The sequence below is a fragment of the Peribacillus sp. FSL P2-0133 genome (genome assembly GCF_037975445.1).
Taxonomy (GTDB): domain Bacteria; phylum Bacillota; class Bacilli; order Bacillales; family DSM-1321; genus Peribacillus; species Peribacillus simplex_E.
In genome coordinates, this window is record NZ_CP150254.1 from 4,217,099 (window position 1) to 4,240,748 (window position 23,650).

Annotated in this window: 26 protein-coding genes, 1 pseudogene and 1 other annotated feature; of the genes and pseudogenes, 6 read left to right on the plus strand and 21 right to left on the minus strand. The window is 42.9% G+C overall.

Annotation, left to right across the window (positions count from 1 at the left end; all coding sequences use genetic code 11):
- Positions 1-41: 41 nt before the first annotated feature.
- Positions 42-1,154, minus strand: a complete 1,113-nt coding sequence (locus tag MKY17_RS20270; RefSeq protein WP_339200501.1) for a sugar diacid recognition domain-containing protein — start codon at positions 1,152-1,154, stop codon at positions 42-44.
- Positions 1,155-1,227: 73 nt separating this feature from the next.
- Positions 1,228-2,916: a lactate permease LctP family transporter gene (locus MKY17_RS20275; protein ID WP_339200503.1), complete on the minus strand. Its 1,689-nt coding sequence runs from the start codon at positions 2,914-2,916 to the stop codon at positions 1,228-1,230.
- A 254-nt stretch (positions 2,917-3,170) separates the two neighbouring features.
- Here MKY17_RS20275 and MKY17_RS20280 point away from each other — a divergent pair, with 254 nt between their 5' ends.
- From MKY17_RS20280 to MKY17_RS20295, 4 genes are all read left to right on the plus strand, one after another.
- On the plus strand, positions 3,171-3,896 hold the full coding sequence (locus MKY17_RS20280; RefSeq protein WP_098370009.1) for a FadR/GntR family transcriptional regulator: 726 nt from the start codon (positions 3,171-3,173) through the stop codon (positions 3,894-3,896).
- A 186-nt stretch (positions 3,897-4,082) separates the two neighbouring features.
- A complete protein-coding gene (locus tag MKY17_RS20285) occupies positions 4,083-4,799 on the plus strand; it encodes a (Fe-S)-binding protein (protein WP_141993887.1) in 717 nt (238 codons plus the stop codon).
- A 23-nt stretch (positions 4,800-4,822) separates the two neighbouring features.
- The gene (locus MKY17_RS20290) at positions 4,823-6,253 is read left to right on the plus strand and encodes a LutB/LldF family L-lactate oxidation iron-sulfur protein (RefSeq protein ID WP_098370007.1); all 1,431 of its coding nucleotides are present in this window, start codon (positions 4,823-4,825) and stop codon (positions 6,251-6,253) included.
- Complete coding sequence (locus MKY17_RS20295; RefSeq protein WP_220126993.1) at positions 6,247-6,951, plus strand: lactate utilization protein C; 705 nt, start codon at positions 6,247-6,249, stop codon at positions 6,949-6,951. The genes MKY17_RS20290 and MKY17_RS20295 overlap by 7 nt, the downstream gene beginning before the upstream one ends.
- A 60-nt stretch (positions 6,952-7,011) precedes the next feature.
- On the opposite strand, the gene MKY17_RS20300 is transcribed toward MKY17_RS20295, so the two are convergent.
- On the minus strand, positions 7,012-8,097 hold the full coding sequence (locus MKY17_RS20300) for a M42 family metallopeptidase (RefSeq protein ID WP_098370005.1): 1,086 nt from the start codon (positions 8,095-8,097) through the stop codon (positions 7,012-7,014).
- A gap of 64 nt (positions 8,098-8,161) precedes the next feature.
- Positions 8,162-8,650 (minus strand): dUTP diphosphatase, encoded by a 489-nt coding sequence (locus tag MKY17_RS20305; RefSeq protein WP_098370004.1) that lies wholly within the window; start codon positions 8,648-8,650, stop codon positions 8,162-8,164.
- Positions 8,651-8,759: 109 nt separating this feature from the next.
- Here MKY17_RS20305 and MKY17_RS20310 point away from each other — a divergent pair, with 109 nt between their 5' ends.
- Positions 8,760-9,140 (plus strand): sigma-w pathway protein ysdB, encoded by a 381-nt coding sequence (locus MKY17_RS20310; protein WP_339200506.1) that lies wholly within the window; start codon positions 8,760-8,762, stop codon positions 9,138-9,140.
- Between the two features lie 53 nt (positions 9,141-9,193).
- Here the strand turns inward: MKY17_RS20310 and MKY17_RS20315 are convergent, their stop codons facing one another.
- From MKY17_RS20315 to speD, 13 genes are all read right to left on the minus strand, one after another.
- Positions 9,194-9,763: a VTT domain-containing protein gene (locus MKY17_RS20315; protein WP_098370002.1), complete on the minus strand. Its 570-nt coding sequence runs from the start codon at positions 9,761-9,763 to the stop codon at positions 9,194-9,196.
- Positions 9,764-9,823: 60 nt separating this feature from the next.
- Complete coding sequence (locus MKY17_RS20320; RefSeq protein ID WP_098370001.1) at positions 9,824-10,099, minus strand: DUF1294 domain-containing protein; 276 nt, start codon at positions 10,097-10,099, stop codon at positions 9,824-9,826.
- A 68-nt stretch (positions 10,100-10,167) separates the two neighbouring features.
- Complete coding sequence (gene rplT / locus MKY17_RS20325) at positions 10,168-10,527, minus strand: 50S ribosomal protein L20 (protein WP_034309067.1); 360 nt, start codon at positions 10,525-10,527, stop codon at positions 10,168-10,170.
- Positions 10,528-10,562: 35 nt separating this feature from the next.
- Positions 10,563-10,763, minus strand: a complete 201-nt coding sequence (gene rpmI, locus MKY17_RS20330; RefSeq protein WP_034309070.1) for a 50S ribosomal protein L35 — start codon at positions 10,761-10,763, stop codon at positions 10,563-10,565.
- A gap of 34 nt (positions 10,764-10,797) precedes the next feature.
- Entirely contained in the window at positions 10,798-11,298 is a 501-nt protein-coding gene (infC, locus tag MKY17_RS20335) for a translation initiation factor IF-3 (protein ID WP_034309072.1), read from the minus strand.
- 98 nt (positions 11,299-11,396) lie between these two features.
- Positions 11,397-11,533 (minus strand) — a sequence feature (ribosomal protein L20 leader region).
- 127 nt (positions 11,534-11,660) lie between these two features.
- The gene (locus MKY17_RS20340; protein ID WP_339200507.1) at positions 11,661-12,155 is read right to left on the minus strand and encodes a GNAT family N-acetyltransferase; all 495 of its coding nucleotides are present in this window, start codon (positions 12,153-12,155) and stop codon (positions 11,661-11,663) included.
- Between the two features lie 53 nt (positions 12,156-12,208).
- Positions 12,209-12,379, minus strand: a complete 171-nt coding sequence (locus MKY17_RS20345) for a hypothetical protein (protein ID WP_179085987.1) — start codon at positions 12,377-12,379, stop codon at positions 12,209-12,211.
- 106 nt (positions 12,380-12,485) lie between these two features.
- On the minus strand, positions 12,486-14,417 hold the full coding sequence (gene thrS / locus MKY17_RS20350; protein WP_098369999.1) for a threonine--tRNA ligase: 1,932 nt from the start codon (positions 14,415-14,417) through the stop codon (positions 12,486-12,488).
- A gap of 389 nt (positions 14,418-14,806) precedes the next feature.
- Entirely contained in the window at positions 14,807-15,667 is an 861-nt protein-coding gene (ytxC, locus tag MKY17_RS20355; RefSeq protein WP_141993892.1) for a sporulation protein YtxC, read from the minus strand.
- Between the two features lie 121 nt (positions 15,668-15,788).
- Positions 15,789-16,727, minus strand: a complete 939-nt coding sequence (gene dnaI, locus MKY17_RS20360; RefSeq protein WP_098369997.1) for a primosomal protein DnaI — start codon at positions 16,725-16,727, stop codon at positions 15,789-15,791.
- Positions 16,714-18,126, minus strand: a complete 1,413-nt coding sequence (locus MKY17_RS20365) for a DnaD domain protein (protein WP_286176894.1) — start codon at positions 18,124-18,126, stop codon at positions 16,714-16,716. Before MKY17_RS20365 ends, dnaI begins: the two co-directional genes overlap by 14 nt.
- 64 nt (positions 18,127-18,190) lie before the next feature.
- The gene (nrdR, locus tag MKY17_RS20370) at positions 18,191-18,652 is read right to left on the minus strand and encodes a transcriptional regulator NrdR (protein ID WP_057911467.1); all 462 of its coding nucleotides are present in this window, start codon (positions 18,650-18,652) and stop codon (positions 18,191-18,193) included.
- Between the two features lie 268 nt (positions 18,653-18,920).
- Positions 18,921-19,301: an adenosylmethionine decarboxylase gene (gene speD / locus MKY17_RS20375; RefSeq protein WP_034311443.1), complete on the minus strand. Its 381-nt coding sequence runs from the start codon at positions 19,299-19,301 to the stop codon at positions 18,921-18,923.
- 584 nt (positions 19,302-19,885) lie between these two features.
- Here speD and MKY17_RS20380 point away from each other — a divergent pair.
- Positions 19,886-20,118, plus strand: a pseudogene (locus MKY17_RS20380) (IS5/IS1182 family transposase); the annotation flags it as partial.
- Positions 20,119-20,271: 153 nt separating this feature from the next.
- Here the strand turns inward: MKY17_RS20380 and MKY17_RS20385 are convergent.
- The 4 genes from MKY17_RS20385 to mutM all read right to left on the minus strand — a co-directional run bounded on the left by MKY17_RS20385 (position 20,272) and on the right by mutM (position 23,634).
- Positions 20,272-21,309 (minus strand): glyceraldehyde-3-phosphate dehydrogenase, encoded by a 1,038-nt coding sequence (locus MKY17_RS20385; RefSeq protein ID WP_098369994.1) that lies wholly within the window; start codon positions 21,307-21,309, stop codon positions 20,272-20,274.
- A gap of 159 nt (positions 21,310-21,468) precedes the next feature.
- Positions 21,469-22,068, minus strand: a complete 600-nt coding sequence (gene coaE, locus MKY17_RS20390) for a dephospho-CoA kinase (RefSeq protein WP_339200511.1) — start codon at positions 22,066-22,068, stop codon at positions 21,469-21,471.
- A 23-nt stretch (positions 22,069-22,091) separates the two neighbouring features.
- Positions 22,092-22,724 carry a sporulation membrane protein YtaF gene (gene ytaF / locus MKY17_RS20395; protein ID WP_098369992.1) on the minus strand — a complete coding sequence of 211 codons (633 nt, stop codon included), beginning with the start codon at positions 22,722-22,724 and terminating at the stop codon, positions 22,092-22,094.
- A 79-nt stretch (positions 22,725-22,803) separates the two neighbouring features.
- Positions 22,804-23,634 (minus strand): DNA-formamidopyrimidine glycosylase, encoded by an 831-nt coding sequence (gene mutM, locus MKY17_RS20400; protein ID WP_144526566.1) that lies wholly within the window; start codon positions 23,632-23,634, stop codon positions 22,804-22,806.
- Positions 23,635-23,650 lie beyond the last annotated feature (16 nt).

Consider the following 23,650-nt stretch of genomic DNA (forward strand, 5'->3'; position numbering starts at 1 on the left):
ATCTATGTATGAACATATAGAATTTAGAGCTTTCCATAGAATTAATTTGTATGTTTATCCAATATACTTAATGCTAGATACATAGTGACTAAATCGTCTAGCTTCCTGGGATTCAGGCGGGTCAAATCTTCTATGCGCTTGAGCCTGTAATGGAGGGTATTGATATGGATATGCAGGGCTCTAGCGGTCTCCTTTAAGGATAGATCACATGCAAAATACATGGAAAGGGTTTTAAGCAGCTCCTCATTAGGAAGCAACTCCTGAATCGTCCGGGATAAATATTCCTGTCTTGTTTCAGCTGTAACTTCATCAAGCAGGACCTCAAGCTTCAAGTCCTCGTCTAATATGATCCCCGATGAAGGAAGCGCGATTTTCAAAGAACGTTCCGCTTTAAAAAACGCTGACCTGAAAGCGGATCCCGATGCACGCGAACTAACTCCTGCACACACTTTATAACCCGAACTCTCTTCCAGCTTTTTTTGGAGTTTACTTAATTTCTTTAATTGCTGGATTTTTGTACCGATGAAATCGGCTATAGAAAGAATGACGAATTGGTTCCTCCCCCATCGGACTGCGATGTCATTGGGATGCTGCTGTCTTATGTATATCTGAAGCGTTCTCCACACATGAGGTTCAATGATTTCCTCAGTCTTAAATTCACCAAGGGTGATGATCCGGTCTGCATGAACATCGACCCCAAGCAACTTGGCCTTCTGAAGGAAAAGCTCATTGAACGTCTCCAGCTGATGCCATTCAAATACAAAGAATTCCATCAGACGTGATTGGGATTCTGCTTGTTCGATATGATAGCTTTCCTGAATGAACATCTCCGTCATCTTTTTTAAAAGTTCCGCATAGGGGGAAACATGTTTGGGGTCGCCTGTAATTCCAATGACACAAACTGCTTCCTGGTTGAAGAAAATAGGTAGATTTATACCTGCCTTCACTCCTTTCCAACTTCGTTCATCCTGTTTATTGATGATCAATTTCTCACGATTGTTGAAAGCGTGGATAGCTCCTTCATGATAAGCTCCAATACGGCTGTTATCGGTGCTGGCGATAATCGTGCCAGCATGATCAATAATGATGATTTCCTCATCAATCAGTTTCCGAACCTCATGAACCAATTTTCCTGCCACAGCTGTCAATTGCATGATATGTCCTCCTTTTTTGATTGGCCTTGAAAATATTTCGAGGCTCCCCTATGAAAAGGGAGCCTCATTCTACTTATGGAATCATCCAGGAAAGGACGCCATTTTGCAAGAAGGTAATCACACAAACAAGCAGCAATAAAAATAAACTATGTTTGAGCGTGAATCTCAATAATTCCGATTCCCTGCCCGCCAATCCAACGGCAGCACATGCAATCGCTATCGATTGGGGGGAAATCATCTTTCCGGTGACCCCTCCGGAAGAATTCGCCCCAAGTGCCAAGACCGGCTCCATCCCCACTTTAAGTGCGGTCACTTTTTGCAGACTGCCAAATAAGAGGTTGGCTGATGTATCCGAGCCGGTAATGAACACACCCAGCCAGCCGAGAACCGGTGCGAAGAACGGAAATAAATCACCCGATTTTGCAAGGGTCATCCCTAATGTTGTCGACATACCTGAAGAATTCGTTACATAGGCAAAAGCCACCACGGCAGAAATCATCAAGATTGGTTTTGCCAACTCTTTCATCGCTTCAACAAAGGTGCTATAAACGTCTTTTGCAGACATGTGTGCGATGAACTTCGTTACGATGGCAGCCAGTAAAATCGCAGTCCCGGCCGCTCCGAGCAGTTCTATTTTATAGAAAGCCGCAATCGGCAATCCATCGCTTCCGATTATCGCATTATGCAGACCTGGGACTTCGATTTGGAAGGTTAATAGTTTCCCGATTTCATTGATTCCGCCAAGCAACGCATTGTTGCCTTCATAATGCCCTGAGAGTGCCGGCTTTATTGGGTTCATCCCCCATATTGTTATGAAAAGCGTTAACAGAAGGAATGGTGACCAAGCATGGAATATTTGCCATTTCGTGTATTTTGTCTCCGCTTCTGCCGTATATAAAGGTTCGACGGCTGCTGCCGTTTCCTCGGATGCAAAGCGAAAGATCGTTTTAGGTTTCCAGAATTTAAGGAAAATTGCCAATGCAAATAGTGACACTAACGCGGAAAGGATGTCCGGTAATTCTGGCCCAAGAAAATTTGAACTTAAGTACTGTGTGATGGCAAAGGAAAATCCGGAAACCAATATTGCCGGCAAGACTTCAAGTGACCTTTTCCACCCAGTCATTATTAATATGAGATATAGCGGAATGAAAGCCGAAAGGAATGGCAATTGGCGGCCGACCATTTTTGAAATCTCCATGGCGGCTATGCCAGTCGGGCCTTCCATGGCGATGATCGGTATTCCAACCGCCCCGAATGCTACCGGAGCGGTATTCGCGATCAAACAAATCCCGGCTGCATATAGCGGGTTAAATCCAAGACCGACCAAAAGCGCGGCTGAAATGGCAACTGGTGCCCCAAATCCCGCGGCACCTTCTAAAAAGGCCCCGAAAGAAAATGCCACCAATAATGCCTGGAGGCGGCGGTCTTCCGTAAGCGAAAGCACCGAAGAACGAATGATATTGAATTGTCCGCTTTTAACAGTCATTTTGTACAAAAATACGGAAGTGATGATTATCCATCCGATTGGGAGCAGCCCATATACGGCTCCTTGTGAAGCGGACATCACTGCTTTTCCTGTAGGCATTCCATATATCAATACAGCCACTGCAAGAGCTACAAGCAACGTGGTTATACCTGCAATGTAACCTTTCATCCGTTTGATGGTAAGTGCCCAAAAAAAGTAAAAAATTGGAATGAGTGCGGCAAGAGATGATAAAACTAAATTATCGGTGATCGGCGTAAAGTTTTGTGTCCATGTCATTCATTTCGACTCCATTTTCTATAAATTTTTTAAATAATTCAGAAATCAACCGCTAATTGAAACCCCTTACATATCTGAAAATTCTAAGTCATCAGATGACTTGATGAGTACTCATTAAAATTAAATGATTAAAAATATAAAATCAAGATTTTTTTTATTTTTTGTTGATTTTTTAACCTTCTGGAAGTGTCAAAGATCATTTGTGTTATATAATATTAACCAGAGAAACTCATAGAAAATAGAGGTGCTACTACTTGGTATATAAAAAAATAAAGCCGAAAAAAATTTATGAAGAAGTCAGCGATGAACTTTATGAAATGATTCGGTCAGGCAGCCTGAAACCAGGTGAACAATTGGATTCCATTCAGCAGCTTGCGGAAAATTTCCAAGTCGGGCGCCCGGCCATCCGCGAAGCATTAAGTGCATTGAGTTCAATGGGTCTTATTGAAATAAAACAAGGTGAAGGAACATTCGTCAAAACCTTCGACCCCACCATCATGAACCATCCCTTGTCTGCCGCCCTTTTGATGGATCAAGCCAATATCAAGCATTTACTGGAAGTCCGGAAAATACTTGAGTCCGGTACGGCAGAAGTGGCAGCGAAGATGAGAACGGAAGAAAACCTTATCGAACTCAAGGAAAGTCTTTTTAATATGGAAAAGGTATCCGACGATGAAGAACTCAGTGATAAAGCAGATATCGCCTTCCATGTTGCAGTGGCAAATGCATCACAAAATGAACTGCTGATTACATTGATGAACCACGTTTCAGAATTAATGACGGAAAAGATGGGTGATATCCGCCGGATAGCGCTTTATTCCGAAGAAATGACACTTAAGCAGCTTTACCAGCAGCATGTCCGGATTCATGATGCAATCGTGGCAAAGGATGAAGATGGAGCGCGCAGTGCCATGCTGTTTCACCTTCAAAGTGTCGAGGAATCACTGGACCGGGTCATCCAAAAAAATCAGCAAAATTAGAGTTGACCATCCTTTAAATTTCAAAAATACCCTATACAAAAAAGGATTAAATTGATATATTATTTTGAAAACGATTACTTCATTTAAAAAATCTTGGAAATTGGTATATTCTCTTAACCATTTCCTTTTTCCATTTTCTAGTCATCAGATGACCTGTTAACCTATTTGGATAAGGAGGAGTTCAAATTGAAAGTTACTCTCTTTGCAACATGTTTAGTGGATTTGTTTCAATCCAATGTCGGCAAAGCGACAGTGGAGCTACTCGAGAGATTAGGCTGTGAGATCGATTTCCCGGAGTCCCAGATATGCTGCGGACAGCCCGCATATAATAGCGGGTATACGAAGGAATCGAAGGAAGCTATGAAAAAGATGATTAAAACGTTCGCGGATGCTGAATACATCGTAACCCCTTCCGGTTCCTGCGCAGCGATGTTCAAAGAATATCCGGTCCTTTTCAAAGGCGATGCCGAATGGGAAAAGAGGGCGGAATCATTAGCGGCTAAAACATATGAATTGACCCAATTCATCGTGGATGTCTTAAAAGTGACCGATGTCGGGGCGACCCTTAAGGGAAAGGCAACTTATCATACTTCATGCCATATGACACGGCTGCTTAAGGTGAAGGAAGCACCTGCCATTTTGTTAAGCCATGTCAGGGGGCTGGAAATGACACCACTTCCAGATGCCCAAAACTGCTGCGGGTTCGGGGGGACCTTTTCGGTTAAGATGGGGGACATTTCCGGGCAAATGGTCGAGGAGAAGGTCTGCAATATTGAAGCCACCGGCGCTGATTTTTTAATAGGCGGGGATGCAGGATGTTTGATGAATATCGGCGGACGGATCCAAAGGAAGGGGCAACCGGTGAGAGTGCTTCATATCGCGGAAGTCCTGAATAGTATTTAAAGAAAGCGAGGAGGGAAAAACTAATGGCTATGAAAACCAGCTCTGCCAAGTTTAAAGACCGGGTGGATGAAGGAATACATAATGATTTTATGCGATTGGCCGTATCGAGTGCCCAAGAACGATTACACGGAAGGCGTCTGACTGCCGTTGATGAATTGGGAAGCTGGGAGGATTGGCGGTCCCTTGGGGAAGAAATCCGGCAGCATGTGCTTAGTAACCTTGATTTCTATTTGCACCAGCTTGCAGAAAACGTTTCGAAAAGGGGCGGTCATGTCTTCTTCGCTGAAACCGCTGAAGAAGCAAGCGGCTACATTAAGGATGTCATTGTAAAAAAGAATGCCAAAAAGGTCGTGAAATCCAAATCGATGGTCACGGAAGAGATCAATTTGAATGCGACTCTTGAAGCAGTTGGCCTCGATGTCGTTGAAACGGACCTTGGTGAATATATTCTACAAGTGGATGATCATGATCCCCCTTCCCATATCGTCGCACCTGCTCTCCATAAAAATAAGGAGCAGATTAGGGATGTTTTTAAAGAAAAGCTTGCATATACGCAAACCGAAAAACCGGAAGAGCTTACCGCCCATGTGCGGGGCATTCTGCGGAAAGATTTCTTAAGCGCCGATGTGGGCATTACTGGCTGTAATTTCGCTATTGCGGAAACGGGCTCGATCGGTTTGGTGACGAATGAAGGAAATGCCGATTTGGTCACTGCCCTCCCAAAAACGCAAATCACCGTGATGGGAATGGAACGGCTTGTACCTACATTCGATGAATTCGAAGTCCTTGTCAGCTTATTGACAAGAAGCGCTGTCGGCCAAAGGTTGACCAGTTACATCACCGCACTTACGGGACCGCGTGATGAAGGAGATGTAGACGGCCCCGAGGAATTTCACCTTGTGATCGTAGATAATGGACGCTCCTCCATTTTAGGAACTGAGTTTCAATCCGTTCTTCAATGCATTCGATGTGCTGCCTGTATAAATGTTTGCCCGGTTTATCGCCAGGTTGGCGGTCATTCATATGGTTCAATATATCCAGGACCAATCGGTGCTGTGCTTTCCCCCTTACTCGGGGGGTATGATGATTTCAAGGAGCTGCCATATGCCTCCACTCTTTGTGCAGCCTGTACAGATGCCTGTCCGGTTAAGATTCCTCTCCATGACTTACTGAGGAAGCATCGTGAAGTCATCGTTGAAAAGGAAAAAATGGCGCCATTCTCAGAAAAGATGGCCATGAAAGCCTTCGGAATCGGTGCGGCCTCGCCTATGCTTTATAAGTTCGGCTCCAAAATGGCCCCATCCGCGATGTCTCCTTTTAAAACGGGGGATATCATCTCGAAAGGACCGGGACCACTCAAAACTTGGACAGAAAGCCGCGAGTTCCCTGCTCCAGGGAAAGAGAGCTTTCGAGATTGGTTCAAAAATCGGGAAAAAGGAGGGAAACCATCATGAATGGAACCATCCATAATGAAGGGACATTTTTAAACAATATAGCCAAAAACCTGGGAAGGGCTCCTATTACGGAAGGCATCTCCGTTCCGGAATGGAAGCACGCCCCCCAAAAAGAAGTTTTGAAACATGCGACACCAAATGATCTTGTTGCGGAATTGGAGGAGCAATGTAAACGGGTGCATACTCAGTTTCACGTTACCGACTCCAAGCAAGTGATGCATTGTTTAAAACAGGTGATCGAGGAACTTGGAAACGGACCCTTGATCATTCCTAAGGACGATCGATTTTCCGACTATGGATTGGAGGGTATCTTAAAGGAAAAAGATGTCCATATATGGGATCACCAAGCCGGGAAAGAAAATATCGAAAAAGCAGAAAGTGCTAACATCGGAATCACATTCAGTGAGATGACACTAGCAGAATCAGCGACCGTCGTCTTGTTCAGCGATAAGGACCATGGCCGTTCCATCAGCTTCCTTCCTTCCTGTCATGTTTCCATCATTCCAAAAAGCACCATCGTTCCGCGAATGACACAGGCTGCAGCGGCCATCCGTTCAAAAGTTACCCGGGGCGAAGTCGTTCCTTCCTGCATCAACTTCATAACAGGGCCGAGCAATTCTGCTGATATCGAAATGGACCTTGTCGTCGGCGTCCATGGTCCCATCAAAGCGGTCTATATAATCGTCGAAGATAAGTAGAAATAAGGAAAAGAAAATGGAGATGACCTGATTAGGTCTCTCCATTTTTAACTTTCTATATTACTCATAAATGATCCGATCAACCGCTTCACGATCGAGACGTTTGATCACTTCGACAATGAGCTTAACTGCATTCTCATAATCATCCCGGTGGAGCATTGCTGCGTGTGAATGAATGTAGCGTGTGGCAATCGTGATTGCCAGTGCGGGAACACCATTTGCAGTTAAATGGATGGAGCCGGCATCCGTCCCGCCGCCTGGAATCGATTCATATTGATAAGGAATATTCATTTCATCAGCCGTGTCGGTGACGAAATCGCGTAATCCCTTATGTGCCACCATCGATGAATCATAGATGACGATTTGCGGGCCTTCACCCATCTTACTCATCGCTTCTTTTTCGGAAACCCCCGGTGTATCACCAGCAATGCCAACATCGACGGCAAAACCGATATCCGGCTGAATTTTGAATGTGGATGTTTTGGAGCCACGCAGGCCGACCTCTTCTTGCACAGCGCCAATTCCATAAACTACATTAGGATGGTCGCTGTCTTTCAGCTGTTTAAGCACATCAATGGCGATTGCACAGCCAATTCGATTGTCCCAGGCTTTGGCAAGCAGCATCTTTTCATTATTCATGACCGTGAATTCAAAATATGGCACAACCATATCCCCTGGCTTGACGCCCCATTCCTTAACCTCTTCTTTGCTGGATGCACCGATATCAATAAACATATCCTTAATATCAACCGGCTTCTTCCGCGCCTCCGCTGACAGGATGTGCGGCGGCTTGGAACCGATAATGCCAGTTAGATCACCTTTACTTGTAACGATCGTCACGCGCTGGGCCAGCATTACTTGTGACCACCAACCCCCTACCGGCTGGAAACGCAAAAATCCTTTATCATCAATTTGGGTGATCATGAAACCGACCTCGTCCATATGCCCGGTAACGATGATTTTCGGTCCGTTTTCATCACCCGTTTTCTTGGCAATCAAACTTCCCAGGCCATCTGTCGATATTTCATCCGCAAATGGTGTTATGTATTCGGTCATCACTTTTCTTACTTCACTTTCATTTCCTGCGATGCCTTTAGCATCCGTTAAGTCAGCAAGCATCCTTAACGTTTCATCCAATTGAGCCATACTTATACCTCCCTATAACTTACATTACAAGAATAATTATACAGATAATCGATTGCATAAACAATCAGTAGCCTTGCTTTTGCCTTTCGTAATTCACTTCATTTTTGCTTACATATGCTTTTTCCACATCCACTGCTGAAAATCCAAGCAACTCCCCTAAATGTAAATACGCAGCAAAAACCTTTTGGAAAGATGCCTCTGTCAACTGTGTGCGAAATTCACTGATGTAGCCGTAAATAGCAGTAAATTGAACCGTCAAATCCTCCTGATTCACCTTGAGGGCGGATGGAACTTCCGGTACAAATCCCCGTTCGATTCCAAGTGACAAAATGAAATGAATGCCATCCACGTATTCAGCCAATATCGTTTCTTTATCAGAGGGGCCTTTAAGACTCCAGAATTTAAAACATCTTGTTTCATTGGCAAGCTCTCCAAGCTCCACTAAAAGAGCAAGTATCTTCCGTTCCACTAAATCTTCAGCACCCAAATCATGCTTTGATTGTATATGCTCGTCCAAAGCTGCCTGCATTTCCATTAATTTACCTATGTTCATTTTCATCACTTCTTTCTATCGTCTTCCCCTAAATTATATCAAATAAATGAAACTTATTAAAAACCCATACGTAAATGAAGGGAATCACTCTGTTTAAGGAGGTAGAACCATGGTATTGATCATGCGGTTCATTCTTTTGACTCTCATTATTTTCTTAATATATACAGTCATCAAATACCTATTTAATCCGAAAAGAAAATTAGAACTTGCACATGAACAGAAAAAGTTCTTTCTGCTCGACGATACAGCCAATATACGAAAGAATTTTTTATTGACGTACAACGGGGTGATGTTTGAAGGGGAAAAGTATTTAGGGACGACGGAACGCTCCTTCGAGGTCATCTCCATCTTCATATGGCCTAAAAAAATGGCCGGCCTGAAAGGCTTGAAGCGAAATGACTTCTTAAAAATCGAGGAAGCCATTAAAAAACATTATCCGGATGCCGTTATTGATTGGAAGAGCCCGGTTAAGGAGTTTTTACAAAAATGAAAAAAATTAAACGTAATGAAGAGCCTTGAGAAAAATGGACTCAAGGCTCTATATTAATCATCTGAACGAAAAAATTCCTTCCAAGGGACGACCGTCTGCTTCTCTCTCAATAAATATATCAATAAGGTTAAGGATAATAAAATGATGACGATCATCGTTGGACTGAAATCTGCAATATAGTGGCCAAAAACCGTGTATACGAATGCTACAGGGAGATTGGTCATGAAGGATAGATAAAAATAATTTTTCAGCCCTTTATTGGATTCCAATAAGCAAAGCGACAGTAAGTAAAAGTGTATGAATGGTATTAGCCTCAGTACTGCAATTTGCCGGCTATTTAGCTTTCGATTTCCAAACAGCTTATTCTTTAGCCGCAGCAGCCTATCCTTTGTTTTCGGAAATTTGCCTATCACGAAATAAAAGGCCATACTGGACAACGTCAAACCGATTACCGAATAGATGGTTCCAAAGGCAGCCCCGAATAATACTCCGCCAGACATGCAAACCACAATGACGGGAATGAATAAAAATTGCCTTAATAAATGAAAAGTGATAAAAATCAACGGTGCAAACACGCTTCCAGATTGAACGTAGCTCATCACAAGTGTCAGTTTATCATTCATGCTCTCCCTCCAGCTACTCTTTGCTGCTTCTACAAGCATATACATCATACGGGCTACATATTACAATTGAATGAATATCTTGATCAATAAGGCTATCTGAAGAATCATCAATAGGGGCAGGCCCCACTTAAAAGCGGCATGCTTCGTCTTATGGCGGAATTGTTTCATCCCCAAAAAGGACCCAGTCCCCCCGCCTATGACCGCCCAAAACCAAAGTGTCCTTTCGCTGATCCGGAACTCCCCATTACGCGCTTTCCTTTTGTCGATTCCCATTAAGGCAAATCCGATGATGTTCGTGATGATCATATAAGCAGCAATGAACCATACTCCTTGCATTCTCATTCCCTCCTTTAAATATGTAAAAAGCCACCCTCTTGAAAAGAGAGTGGCTTTATCAGTCAGACTTATTTGTCTAATTGTTGTTTAGCAGCAGTTGCTAATTGAGCAAAAGCTTGTTCGTCAGCAACAGCAAGATCAGCAAGCATTTTGCGGTTCACTTCGATACCAGCAAGCTTTAGACCATGCATTAAACGGCTGTAAGAAAGACCGTTGATGCGTGCTGCAGCGTTGATACGAGTGATCCAAAGTTTGCGGAAATCACGTTTCTTTTGACGACGGTCACGGAAAGCATAGTTCCCTGACTTCATTACTTGTTGGTTAGCTACTTTGAAAAGAATATGTTTCGCGCCATAGTAACCTTTAGCTAATTTTATTACCTTTTTACGACGTTTGCGAGTAACAGTACCGCCTTTTACACGTGGCATGTTATTTCCCTCCTATTTAACTCGATAAATCGAACTTATTTAATGTTGTCTAGCATATGACGAATACGTTTGAAGTCACCTTTGCTTACAAGGCTAGCTTTGCGAAGCTTACGCTTTTGCTTAGTAGATTTGTTAGCAAATAAATGGCTTGTGTAAGCGTTAGAACGCTTAAGTTTGCCGGATCCAGTCTTTTTGAAACGTTTAGCAGATCCGCGGTGAGTTTTCATTTTAGGCATAAGGTATTCCTCCTCATTACAAATTACTTTACAATTACTTTTCGTTTTTCGGTGCTAAGATAATGAACATGCTGCGCCCGTCCATTTTTGGGTGTTGCTCGATTGTAGCCACTTCTTTACATGCTTCAGAAAAACGAACGAGTACACGTTGACCAATTTCCTTATGCGTAATGGCACGTCCTTTGAATCGGATAGAAGCTTTTACTTTATCGCCTTTTTCAAGGAATTTAATACCGTTGCGAAGCTTCGTATTGAAATCATGTTCTTCAATCGTCGGGCTCAAACGAACCTCTTTCAGACTGATGACTTTTTGATTTTTACGTGCTTCCTTGTCTTTCTTTTGCTGCTCGAAGCGGTGTTTTCCGTAGTCCATGATCCGGGCTACCGGAGGCTTTGCATTTGCAGCAACTAAAACTAGATCAAGATTTACACGAGCGGCAATTTCCAATGCTTCGAATTTCGTTTTAATTCCAAGTTGTTCTCCGTTTTGGTCAATAAGACGAACTTCACGGGCTCGGATGCCCTCGTTTACCATCGCGTCTTTACTAATAGTTAGCCACCTCCAAAGATATTGGCGAATACGAATATTTGAATAAATTCGGTCACGCTCACAACTCGCTTACAGGATATAATCATAATAAAAAAGTGTGGATGCATGCTGCACCCACACTGATAGACTCATTCAGAAAGATCCAAATAATCAAATCATGACCTGTTAACTGCATTGTTTGCGTCAACCAGGTGAGAAGCGGGTGCTTCTTCTTTTCATCAAACACGTATTCAATTCACTTTAGAAATATATCATAAACACTGATGACTTGTCAAATGCTAAATTTTATTCGTTTTTCACAACAAAATTAATATTATCAGACATTCAGTTATTTGACAATACGTTTTTTAAAGTAATTTGGACAAAAAATATTCATCATGATACTTTCCATCAAAAAACAGTGATTCCCGCTTTATTCCTTCCTTTTCAAAACCCATCTTTCGATATAAGGAAAGCGCAATGGCGTTGTTTGCGATGACGGACAATTCCAGGCGCCGTATTTCGTTTGTCCGTGCATGCTCCTCCATTTTCTGAAATAGCTTCGTACCGATACCTTTTCCTCTGTCCTGTTCATTGATGCCGATGACGATTTTGGCTGAATGCCTCGTTCGGCTCATTTGATTGCCCAATAAGAGTAAATAACCTTTCAACTCATGGCCGCTAGCAGCAACGAGGAAAACGGAAAGGGGATTTTTTTCGATTTGCTCCATTTGCTTTTCCATTTGTTTCCCCGTCGCTTTTCTTTCCCCAGGGTTGAACAGCATATACCCGGAATCTTCAACATGATTGAACAGAGCAGCCAGGTTACACGCGTCTTTCCTTGAAGCCTTTCTAATCTCCATTTATCCCCACTCCCCCTTTGGTTACAGTCCATACTGATCGAAGCGATCAAATGCTAAGAGTTTTCTTTCGCCTTTTTCTTTTTCTCAATGGTGTCCCAGGAAAATAGGACTATCCAAAAAAGCAGGACCGGGACAATGGCATATTGTCGATAATCATCCAATAACAATAAGATAATGATGACAAGAAATGTCGGTCCGAATAGATAAGAAAATTTCTTTTTCATGCTGACCCTCCTTTTCATTGCTGTACATATTTTCACATGATGTTTTCATTTTATCATGCCTTAATTAAGAAGAGGGACACAACTATATGTGCCCCTCTTTTTGCTTTTAACGGCTTACTTCCGCCTTAATCGCTGAAACGAAATCTTCAAAAGCGATCGTTTCGGATTTTTGTTCACCATATTTACGTACATTCACGCTGCCTTCTTTGACTTCATTGTCTCCAACAACCAGCATGTACGGGATTTTTTGCATTTGCGCTTCACGGATTTTGTAACCGATTTTCTCGTCACGTGTATCCAGGTCGACACGAATGCCTTGCGCTTTAAGTTTTTCCTGTACTTCTTTCGCATAATCCAAGTGCACTTCAGGTGAGACCGGAATCACTTGCGCTTGGATAGGTGCAAGCCAAGTCGGGAATGCCCCCTTGTATTCTTCGATCAAGTAAGCGACAAAACGTTCCATTGTGGAAACGACGCCGCGGTGGATAACGACCGGACGGTGCTGTTTGCCGTCCTCACCGACGTAATTAAGATCAAAACGTTCAGGAAGCAAGAAATCAAGCTGAACAGTGGAAAGCGTTTCATCTTTCCCTAAGGCAGTACGCACCTGAACATCAAGCTTAGGACCGTAGAATGCCGCTTCACCTTCCGCTTCAAAGTAATCCAGGCCAAGTTCATCCATGGCGCCTTTTAACATGCTTTGTGCTTTTTCCCACATGTCATCATCATCGAAGTATTTTTCTGTATCCTGAGGATCGCGATAAGACAGTCGGAATGAATAATCCTTGATATCGAAATCTTTATATACTTCCAGAACCAGGTTCACAACGCGCTTGAACTCTTCTTTGATTTGGTCGGGACGGACGAAAATGTGCGCATCATTCAATGTCATTCCACGTACACGCTGGAGGCCTGAAAGGGCACCTGACATTTCATAGCGGTGCATCAAGCCTAGCTCGGCAATCCGAATTGGCAGTTCGCGGTAGCTGTGGATACTGTTTTTATAGACCATCATGTGATGCGGACAGTTCATCGGACGCAGGACAAGCTGTTCGTTTTCCATTTCCATGACAGGGAACATGCCGTCCTGGTAATGATCCCAGTGTCCAGATGTTTTATAAAGGTCCACGCTTCCCATTACAGGTGTGTAGACATGGTCATAACCCAATCGTTCTTCCTTGTCCACGATATATCTTTCGATTGTCCGACGGATGGTCGCGCCTTTTGGCAACCACATCGGCAACCCTTGCCCCACTTTCTGTGAGCTCATGAACAAGTTCAATTCTTTACCGATTTTACGATGGTCACGTTCCTTGGCTTCTTCAAGGAAACGGAGGTGTTCGGCCAAATCTTCTTTTTTATAGAAAGCCGTACCGTAAATGCGTTGAAGCATTTTGTTTTTGCTATCGCCTCTCCAGTATGCTCCAGCGATGCTCAATAGCTTGAACTCTTTGATTTTCCCCGTTGATGGAACATGAATTCCACGACAAAGGTCAAAAAATTCCCCCTGCTCATAAAGCGTTACCTGCTGATCGGCAGGAATCGCATCGATCAACTCCAATTTATACTCGTCGCCGATTTCTTTAAAACGGGAAATCGCTTCATCACGACTCACTTCGATGCGGGAAATTTCCAAGTTTTCGTTGACGATTTTCTTCATTTCTTTTTCAATCAATGGAAGGTCTTCGGGAGTCAATGATTCCTCCAGATCCATATCATAGTAAAAGCCGCCCTCGATGACCGGACCTACGCCGAATTTAGCGTTTTTGTACAAACGTTTGATCGCTTGTGCCATCAAGTGTGCTGTACTGTGACGCAATACTTCAAGAGCATCCGCTGCGTCCTGTGTGACGATTTCGATTGTACCATCTTGTTCAATCGGACGTTTCAAATCATATAATTCACCATTGAATTTTCCGGCAATGGATTTTTTCCTTAAACCAGGACTGATGGATGCAGCGATGTCTTCAGTTGTTGTGCCTTTAGCAAACTCCTTAACCGCTCCGTCAGGAAAAGATATTTTCAGTAATTCTGACATTCAGTTTCACTCCTTCTTATTGTTCGAACAAATTACAGGTTTTTGATTCCATTACAACACAAAAAAGCCCGCCCCTGTATAAAACAGGGACGAGCTTAGTAATAAATATCATTAACCCGCGGTTCCACCCTCGTTCCAGCTTGCTTTTCACGGCAAAATGGCACTTGTAACTTGGTAACGGCAGCTTCCCGTCAGCTCATATTCGCAGAATGCCTGCTTTCCGAGCCGAAGTTTAAAGGTGGTAAGTGTTCCATGCGAATAGGAAGCTTACAGCCTGTTGGCTCCCCTCTCTGATAATCGGCGACTAGAATACCCTTGTCCTCATCATAACTTTTAGTTTTTTAATAGTATGTAGGAAATTATAATTTGTTATACGGTGAAAATCAAGGTTAATTTTCTTTTTTCCACGAAAGATCATTCAAATGCATCGAAAATGACGAAAGTGGCAAGATGGTCGCCCGTTCTTCGAAAATCCTTGAAATGGTCTGGATCAGCCCTTCTTCCTTGTCATCGGTATAGATGCACAAGTTTTCGGGTGCAATCGATAAAAGCGGGGCAAGTATCACCGTATCGAGAAAAAGTGAACTTTTGACAAGAAGCCTCCTGTCGATCATACTATTGATTTTTGGCCGGTCGAGTTTGCTGAATTTCTGATCATAGAAATGAAAACCATCCCGGTTGACCAGGTGCAGCTTTCTTAATTTCGACTCCTGCCCATGAAGGCAATCACGGAGAGTGGCAATGAAATTTTGATAGTCCTGTTCCAGCTTGTATTCATCAATAGCCTTAACGACATACTTTTCCAAAGTGTGCTGAAATGATTTTAAACGGAAGGTCGTAAAAGAATCGAATGAAAAAGATACCTTCCCAGCCAAGATGCTTTGAAGTCCTTCCTCAATCAATCGTTTCTCCGTACTGAATGCTCCATCTTGATTCCTGGCTCTTTCCACCTCGATGATCGATGATGCAATTTCAATGATGGCTTCAATTTCTTCCCGTTCCCTATAAAAAAATTTACCGACTATTATTTGCTCCAGAACAGGAAGCGTCTTTTCTTCCAATAAAAAAGAATGAAATGCATCACGAAGCAGAATTAGCCATTTATCACCTGAAGACTTCGTCATATCCACATGCATGCCTTGTTGCGGAAGAAATCGAATGTATGCTTGAAATTCTGCCCCCAGTGGATGGACAGAAACAAAATTCAGTAATTTCATTGCCTCTGAATCGTTTTGAAACGAAATTTGCACTACGACATCCCCCCTTCCCCCTTGCTTCTTTGTTCATGTATATGGGGATGGGGACGTGTTTAGAAGTAGGATGGGCCTTGTAAAAAGAAAAAAGTGACCTCCATTAAGAGACCACTTTCCTTCATCTTCTCCGATTCAAGCCATCCAGCTTGACCGGCTCCGCTAAATATTGAATTCTTTCCATTATCCTGGCCGCCTTCACTTCTTCCTTCTCACCACGCTGTGAAAAGGTTAGGTGGTTTTCCAGGCCATTCAGGTCAAAATTCGAAGTGAAAAACGTCGGCAGGTTTTCCAGCATCCTAAATTGCAAAATCGGACCAAAAACCTCATCGCGTCCCCAGCTCGTCATGGACTCCGCTCCAATATCATCCAGCATGAGGACAGGCGCCGTTTTCACCATCTCAATTTTTTCATTGACCGTATTATCACCTATCGACCCCTTAAGTTCCCGCAAGTAGTCAGGGACATAGACAATAAGGGAGGAAATTTGCCTTTCTGCAAGTTCATTGGCAATCGCACCTAATAAGTACGTTTTCCCAACACCGAATTTCCCATATATATATAAGCCTTTTTGCATTTTACCTGGCTCATATTCCATAATGAACGACATCGCCTTACTTAAAACACCCAAGCGTTTGTTTTCATTATCCGTTTGAGTAAAGTCCTCAATGGTCGCCCTTAAAATATCCTTCGGTACATACAGGCTGCGGATCAATTTTTCCCGTTTCCGCTTTTCATCCTCTGCCAATTTCCGCGGGCAGATTTCATAATTCAGGTTCAGGGCCTTCCCTTGAACCACCAATTTGGGATAATACCCTTGCATCATATTGATGCAGCCATTCAAGCTTGGACATTTATCACATTTATTGCTTTGTGAAGTGAACTCATAAAGCTTCCCCAAGTTTTTATCAATCATTTCCTTCGTGACCGTCGAACTGTTGGCATTCAAAAATAACCGCACTTGTTCGTCTTCAAAAATCTCCTGTTTCAGCTTTTCATAACGCTGTTGAAATTGGTTTGTATTGGCCAATTTATTAAGGGATCTATTAATCTTTTCCATCGTTCATTTCACCTCCTGCTTTCCACTGCTTCCATTTCTCCTGTAGCTCGCGTTTCTGGGCATTCAATTCAGGCTGATCTGCATTCTGCTCCAGCTGTGCTTCTTCTTTTTTCTCAAGCCACTCCGGAACCACTTCTTCCCGTATCGCCTTTTTCCGGCTACCCTTCGCAGCATTCCTGCTTCCTTGAGCCCAGTCCTGATATTTCCTATGTTCATTTTTAGCTAGTTCCATCGCCTCGACGACCGTAGAGACCTTCAGCCGTGCCCAATGGCCTGCCAGCTTTTCCACATAGCCCTTCGTGAACTTCATATCCGTTTTGAGCATGACGTATTCAATCAAGACATTGACGACACCCGGATTCAGCTTTTGATTGATCATCACGCCCTCAACCACTTTTAAATCACCGCTTGATGGCTCTGCACCGCCAGACAATTGCATCAGTCGCTCCCTTGGGGAAATCGTCTCCAAATGACGGATTAACTCTTGTTCCTGTGTTTTCGGTTCTTCTTTTTGTGTCCGTTCACGAATCGGCTGCACCCGATTGACTAGGGAAGGCATATCTGCCTGCCGTTCGATCTGGTACCAGTCCCTTGCCGCCTTTCTGAGCACTTCCTCATCGATCTCATCATCCAATGAAACGGCATCCATTACTAGTTTTTGCATTTCCAGCGGATCAATGCCATATAAAAAAGCAAGTTTGGCAATCGTACTTTTTATTTTCGGAGTAAAGGCCTTTTTCGGTACGATTGAGGATTTCATCCCGGCAAATAAAAGGTCAAAATCAAATAAGTCATCAAATCCCGATGGCTCGACGCCCTCCGTCCGATCGATGAATTGCTGTTCAGGCATCGGTTTCCATTCGTTCTTCGCTTCATCCGTTACATATAAAGAGTCCAAATGATCTGATGAGAATACTTCCGCAAAAGATTTAGTCACACCTTCATATTGATCGGTTAAGATATGATCATCACAAAAGAATCTTTTTAACCGGTTGAATTGCGCTTTGCCGATTTTTTTGTACAAGTAAATATTCAGCATTCCATCCGTGAAAAACTGCTGCGGGGAAAGCGGCGGGTTTAACTCATAGATGAATTCCTTCGTTTCATTTTTCGATTTCTTATATACATTCAACAGACCAATTCCTTCAAGTAAAAGGCGTGCTTCGTAAATATCACCTAACTTAAGGCCGATGGTATTCATTAATTGATAATGTGAGGAGGATTCCGACCATAGCCTGTTTTCCTCCAGCTCACTCCATAACGTCATATATAGGCTAATGCAGATAGGTCCAATAAGAGGTTGATATAGTCGGGTAAGTATTTTCCGATCATAATCATGAAGCAGCCCCGCAGATGAGACCAAATATGAATCCGCTGGGAGCAATTCTTGCCAATGCATTGACATCTCCATTCAAACCTTTCAAAAGATGTAGTGAAAAAAGAGCCAAAGTGAATCTTCAGCTCTACTTTCTTTCCTTATTTATTAAATCTTTCAATTCATCGATAAAGACATTGATATCTTTAAATTGCCGATAGACGGATGCGAACCTTACATAGGCAACCTCATCGACTTCCGCCAGCTTGTCCATTACCATTTCGCCGACATTGTCGCTTTTCACTTCCGATATGCCCTGGTTGCGCAGTTCTTTTTCTACATAACTGGTAATTTGCTCTAGTTCCTTCAAGGGAACCGGGCGTTTTTCGCAAGCCCTGATTAAGCCACGCAGGATTTTATCACGACTGAACTCTTCCCGTGTCCCGCCCTTTTTCACTACAATAAGCGGTGTTTCCTCCACCTTTTCAAATGTCGTGAATCGAAAACCACATGCCTCACATTCACGGCGTCGTCGAATCGATTTACTTTCATCGACTGGCCTGGAATCGAGCACTCTTGTTCCGTTATATTGACATGATGGGCATTTCATCATTATCAGCTCCGTATTTTATGTAGGACTCCCCTATCTAAATGTTCCCCAAGGATTTACTTCTCTATCTTAATCTTATATTAAAAGGAACGGCCAGTACAAGTAAAAAGTGTAACTTCCAGCAGCAGGCACATTCGTTCTGCCCTTGGAGCACCTTTATCAAGGTCTTTGTGCTACAAGGCAATCCTTAGCTATAAAGTGAGCAGGCTGCCGATTCATTGCATTAAAAAAGAGATGCACCCATGGCATCTCTGTGTATACGTGTTTTTTATAGGGCACTTATATTAGCTTTTTTCATTTGTACAGGACCTAATCCACGTGGTAATTCTATGTTTTCACGTGTTTGCGCATTCAAAGCTTCTGCAATATAATCTGCCGCAATATTCGGATCCAAGTTACCGCATGTATAGACATCGATGCTCGCATAGCCGTGTTCTGGAAAACTGTGAATCGTTAAGTGTGATTCAGAAATGATGACAACCCCGCTGACTCCTTGTGGAGCAAATTTGTGAAAGGCAACTTCCCGTACCTCTGCACCTGATTTCAAAGCAGCATCAACAAAAATCTTTTCAATTAAATCGATATTGTTCAGTTTTTCAAAGTCACAACCCCAAAGTTCAGAAATGACATGTCTACCCATTGTTTCCATAGTGTAAGCTGTTTCCATATTAAGCTTCCCCCTTACCATGATTTAAAAATAAGTTCTGATAACTACCACGGGGGAAAGTTAGTCCAAAGAGGTCCTAACCCTTTAAGTAGCCATCATGCAAACCGCTTTTGAAGAAGTTCACGATTCATAGTATATATGGTTTGAATTTTTTTTGCAACTCCAAATTGAAATTTTGGAAAGATAAACTTTATATGTAATAGGGATATAGCGAAGGTTCCAATGTGGGGGGAATTCTGTTTTCCGGGTTTATTCAGCGCCTTAAAGCAGCCAGGAATTGATGGATCACTGCATTAAAAATAGCCCGCTAAAAAATTTTAGCAGGCTCAGACTGTTGACAAACCCGATAATAATTGAGTTTGTCTACTGTTTTTTAGGTTTTTTATATTTGTCCGTTGATTGGAACGTAGGGCACTCGCTTTCCGCGGGCGTTCCGGGAGCCTCCTCGGCGCCATGGCGCCTTTGGGGTCTCCCTTGGACGCGCTTTTCCCGCAGGAGCCTCGTACCTTCCGTTCCAATCAACTTTGTTTTAACAGTAAGATAGAACACCTTTTACCTACAGTCTATTTAAGGAAGAAACCAAGGAGATTAAGGACAGTTCAACTGATACTGAGAGTAGCTACTATTTGAAGGATGAACGAACAAAACAAGTTTGCCTATTCGTTTCATGCGGCATCAAACCGCAATGGATTTATGTTGGGGACGACCCGGAAATACGCATGATATTCATATCTTAGAGCCTCTGGTTAAACAAGTGATTGAGAAAGTTGGAAAACCAAGAGCAGTTGCCGCAGATGCAAAAGAAAAGCATGGTATGCGTTGGGTCAACATTCTCTATAACTGCTTCAAATCCAATAAAAATCAAAAAGGTTTCGGAATGTGACCATTTTGAAACCCTTTTGACTACAAACTGAGCCCGCTAAAAAATTTTAGCAGGCTCGATTTTATTTCATTATTTTACTGATAGTTCGACTTCGGAAGTTTTTTTCAACTCGGATCCCACCAATTTCACAAGATCCACTACCCGGTTGGAGTAACCCCACTCATTATCATACCATGCAAGGACTTTCACTTTCCTGTCCCCAATCATCATCGTCGTCAAACCATCGATGATTGCAGAGTGAGGATTCGTTTTGAAATCACTTGAAACTAAAGGTTCCATCGTGAATTCCATAATTCCTTTGAGTTCATTCTCTGAAGCATCGATGAAGGCTTGGTTCACTTCATCAATCGTGACATCACGGTTTAAATCCACAACAAGATCAACTAGAGATACGTTAGGTGTCGGTACGCGGATCGCCATTCCATGAAGCTTGCCTTTTAATTGCGGCAACACTAGTGAGATGGCTTTTGCAGCTCCTGTAGTCGTAGGAATCATGCTTTCCGCAGCGGCACGGGCACGTCTTAAGTCTTTGTGCGGGTTATCAATATTATTTTGATCATTTGTATAAGAATGGATCGTTGTCATTAAACCGTTGTTTATGCCGAATTTTTCATCAAGCACTTTTGCAACCGGTCCAAGACAGTTGGTTGTACAAGATGCATTAGATATGACGAAATGCTTGTCAATTTCCAGCACTTCCTGATTTACACCCATTACAATGGTAACGTCTTCATTTTTACCCGGCGCTGATAAAATAACTCTTTTTGCTCCTGCATCTAAATGAAGAGCCGCTTTAGAACGATCATTGAATTTGCCCGTAGCTTCAATTACAATATCTATGTTCATCTCTTTCCAAGGCAATAGCTTTGGATCGCGGTTATTTATTAGTTTTACTCGGCGGCCATTCACTATTAGTGAATCATCTTCCGCTATAATGATACCGTCGAATTTTCCATGTATCGTATCATATTTTAGTAAGTGTGCTAAAGTTTCAGCTGGATAGCTTGCATTAATGGCAACAATGTCCAAACTCTCATCTAATATGGCCTTTCGGAAAACCATTCTTCCAATTCTCCCAAACCCGTTAATCGCTATTCTTGAATTCATTGTTCGGACCCTCCAGAAAATATTAATGTTATACTTATTACCCTTCACATGTAATTAGTATAACATAATTCAAAGGAATTGTGCTAATAAAAATGCGGATTGTACTTATTTTTTCAACACAAAAAGAAGAAACCGGGTGGTTTCTTCTTTTTATCATAATTATATGACATGCCATTCGCTAAGTATGGACTTCACTTGCCTCTTCGTTTCATTAATGTCCCCATTATTGTCGATGACGGCATCCGCTAAAGCCTTTTTATCGGCCAAGGGCATTTGCGAATTGATCCTGGCAAGTGCCTCCGTCTCCGAAAGACCATTCCTGTTCATTAATCGCTGCAATTGAACTTGCTCATCCACATAGATCAAAAGCGACTTTTCCACCATGAATGTCAGCTTACTTTCGAATAGGAGCGGAATATCCATGAACACCGTTTCTTCCCCTGATGATAGTGCCTCTTCCGTTTTGAGGCGCATCCAATTCCTGACGGCAGGATGCACGATGCCATTCAATAGCAATCTCTTTTCCTGATCATTAAATATGATCGACCCGAGCTTTACGCGATCTATATTCCCATCCGGCAATAAGATATCTTCACCAAATGCCTTCACAACTTGATGATAGGCCTCTTCTCCTGGCTCAACGACAGCACGGGAAGCCAGATCTGCATCGACAATCGTGAATCCGAGTTCCTGTAAACAAAGGCTGACGGTGCTTTTCCCACTGGCGATGCCTCCGGTGATTCCAATGATTTGTCCCATAAGCTCCCCCTTTTAACCATGCATCATAACTTGAATAAACCGATGATAATCAATAGTACACCTGGAAGAAAGGTCAAATGCTGGACAACTTTATTATTTGAAAGCAATTTCCCGCTTTGAATTCCGCTCCAAATGAAAATTGAACTCATAACAGCGATGCACCCTGCGAGGATAATCGGCGAAATGCCGATCATAGCCGCTCCAACTCCGGCCCCGAACGCATCCAGCGAAAGTGCAAACCCCAGAACAAGCGCTTCAACACCCGTAATCGTACCTGATTTATCAAAATCGGCATTCAATGGTTTTTGTAAAATATTAATGACTACCCCAAGTGATTTAATTTCAAAATTAAAGATGATTTTTTCATGATATCTATCTTCTTTCAAATCTTTTTCAGGCTTAAAATACTGGTATACCATCCAGGCACCAAGGAAAATGAGGATGATGCCACCCGTTTTTTCAGCCGCCCCGATCGATATGAGCTGACTGATGAATTGTCCGATGACCATCGCAATACCTAAACTCAATGCAGAACAAAATGAGATGACCGCTATTGACCTTAAGGGGATTTTCATCTTCCGCATACCGAATGTCAAACCTACGCCAAATCCGTCAATACTAACTGCAAAAGCGAGAAAAATAATTTGTAGCCACATCGGAATAATACTCCTTCCCTACTCGTTGCTACCCTAGTATATGGATGGAGCCCATCCGATGTGTTTGAAAAAACATTAACTATTTTAGCGGCTGGCATGACGGGCAAATATGTGTGCCGCGTCCTGCAACAACCAGTTTTTCAAGGGGCGTGCCGCATATTTTGCAATTCTCGCCTTTTCGGCCATAAACATTCAGTTCCAACTGAAACATGCCGATTTGCCCTTGGGAATTAATGTATGAACGAATCGTACTCCCGCCTTTTTCCACAGCTTCACCTAACGTCGCAATGATTTCTGCATGCAACGTTTTGATTTCCTGCAACGAGAGTGAAGAAGCGATTCTCTCCGGATGGATACCGGAACGGAATAACGACTCGTCTACATATATATTCCCAATCCCGACGACAACCGTTTGATCAAGGAGAACGGGCTTGATTTTCCTGTTGGTTCTTGCCAACTTGCTACTTAGCCCCTCGACAGTAAAATCTTCAGACAGCGGTTCAGGCCCTAAATGCAACAGTGGCAGCCGCTCAAGTTCTTCCCCTTTGGCAAATAGATGCATCGTTCCGAATTTCCGGACATCCCTGTACCTAAGTTCACTGCCATCCGTGAAAGTGAAGATCACATGGGTATGCTTATCATACGGCTCTTCTTTTGGATGCACGCCGTATTTCCCTTCCATTCTTAAATGCGAAACCAACGAATAATCATCCAAGGTGAAAATGAGGAACTTGCCCCGACGGCCTATTCCAGAAATTGTCTGTCCCCTTAAAGCATCCTGAAACTGTTCGACAGGCTCAGGCGCTTTTATGATCTTTGGCCAGAAGACTGACACTTCCTTGATCTCTTTTCCGAGCACGAGCTGCTCTAACGTTCTTCTGACTGTTTCCACTTCTGGAAGTTCTGGCATTGCAATCACCTATCTT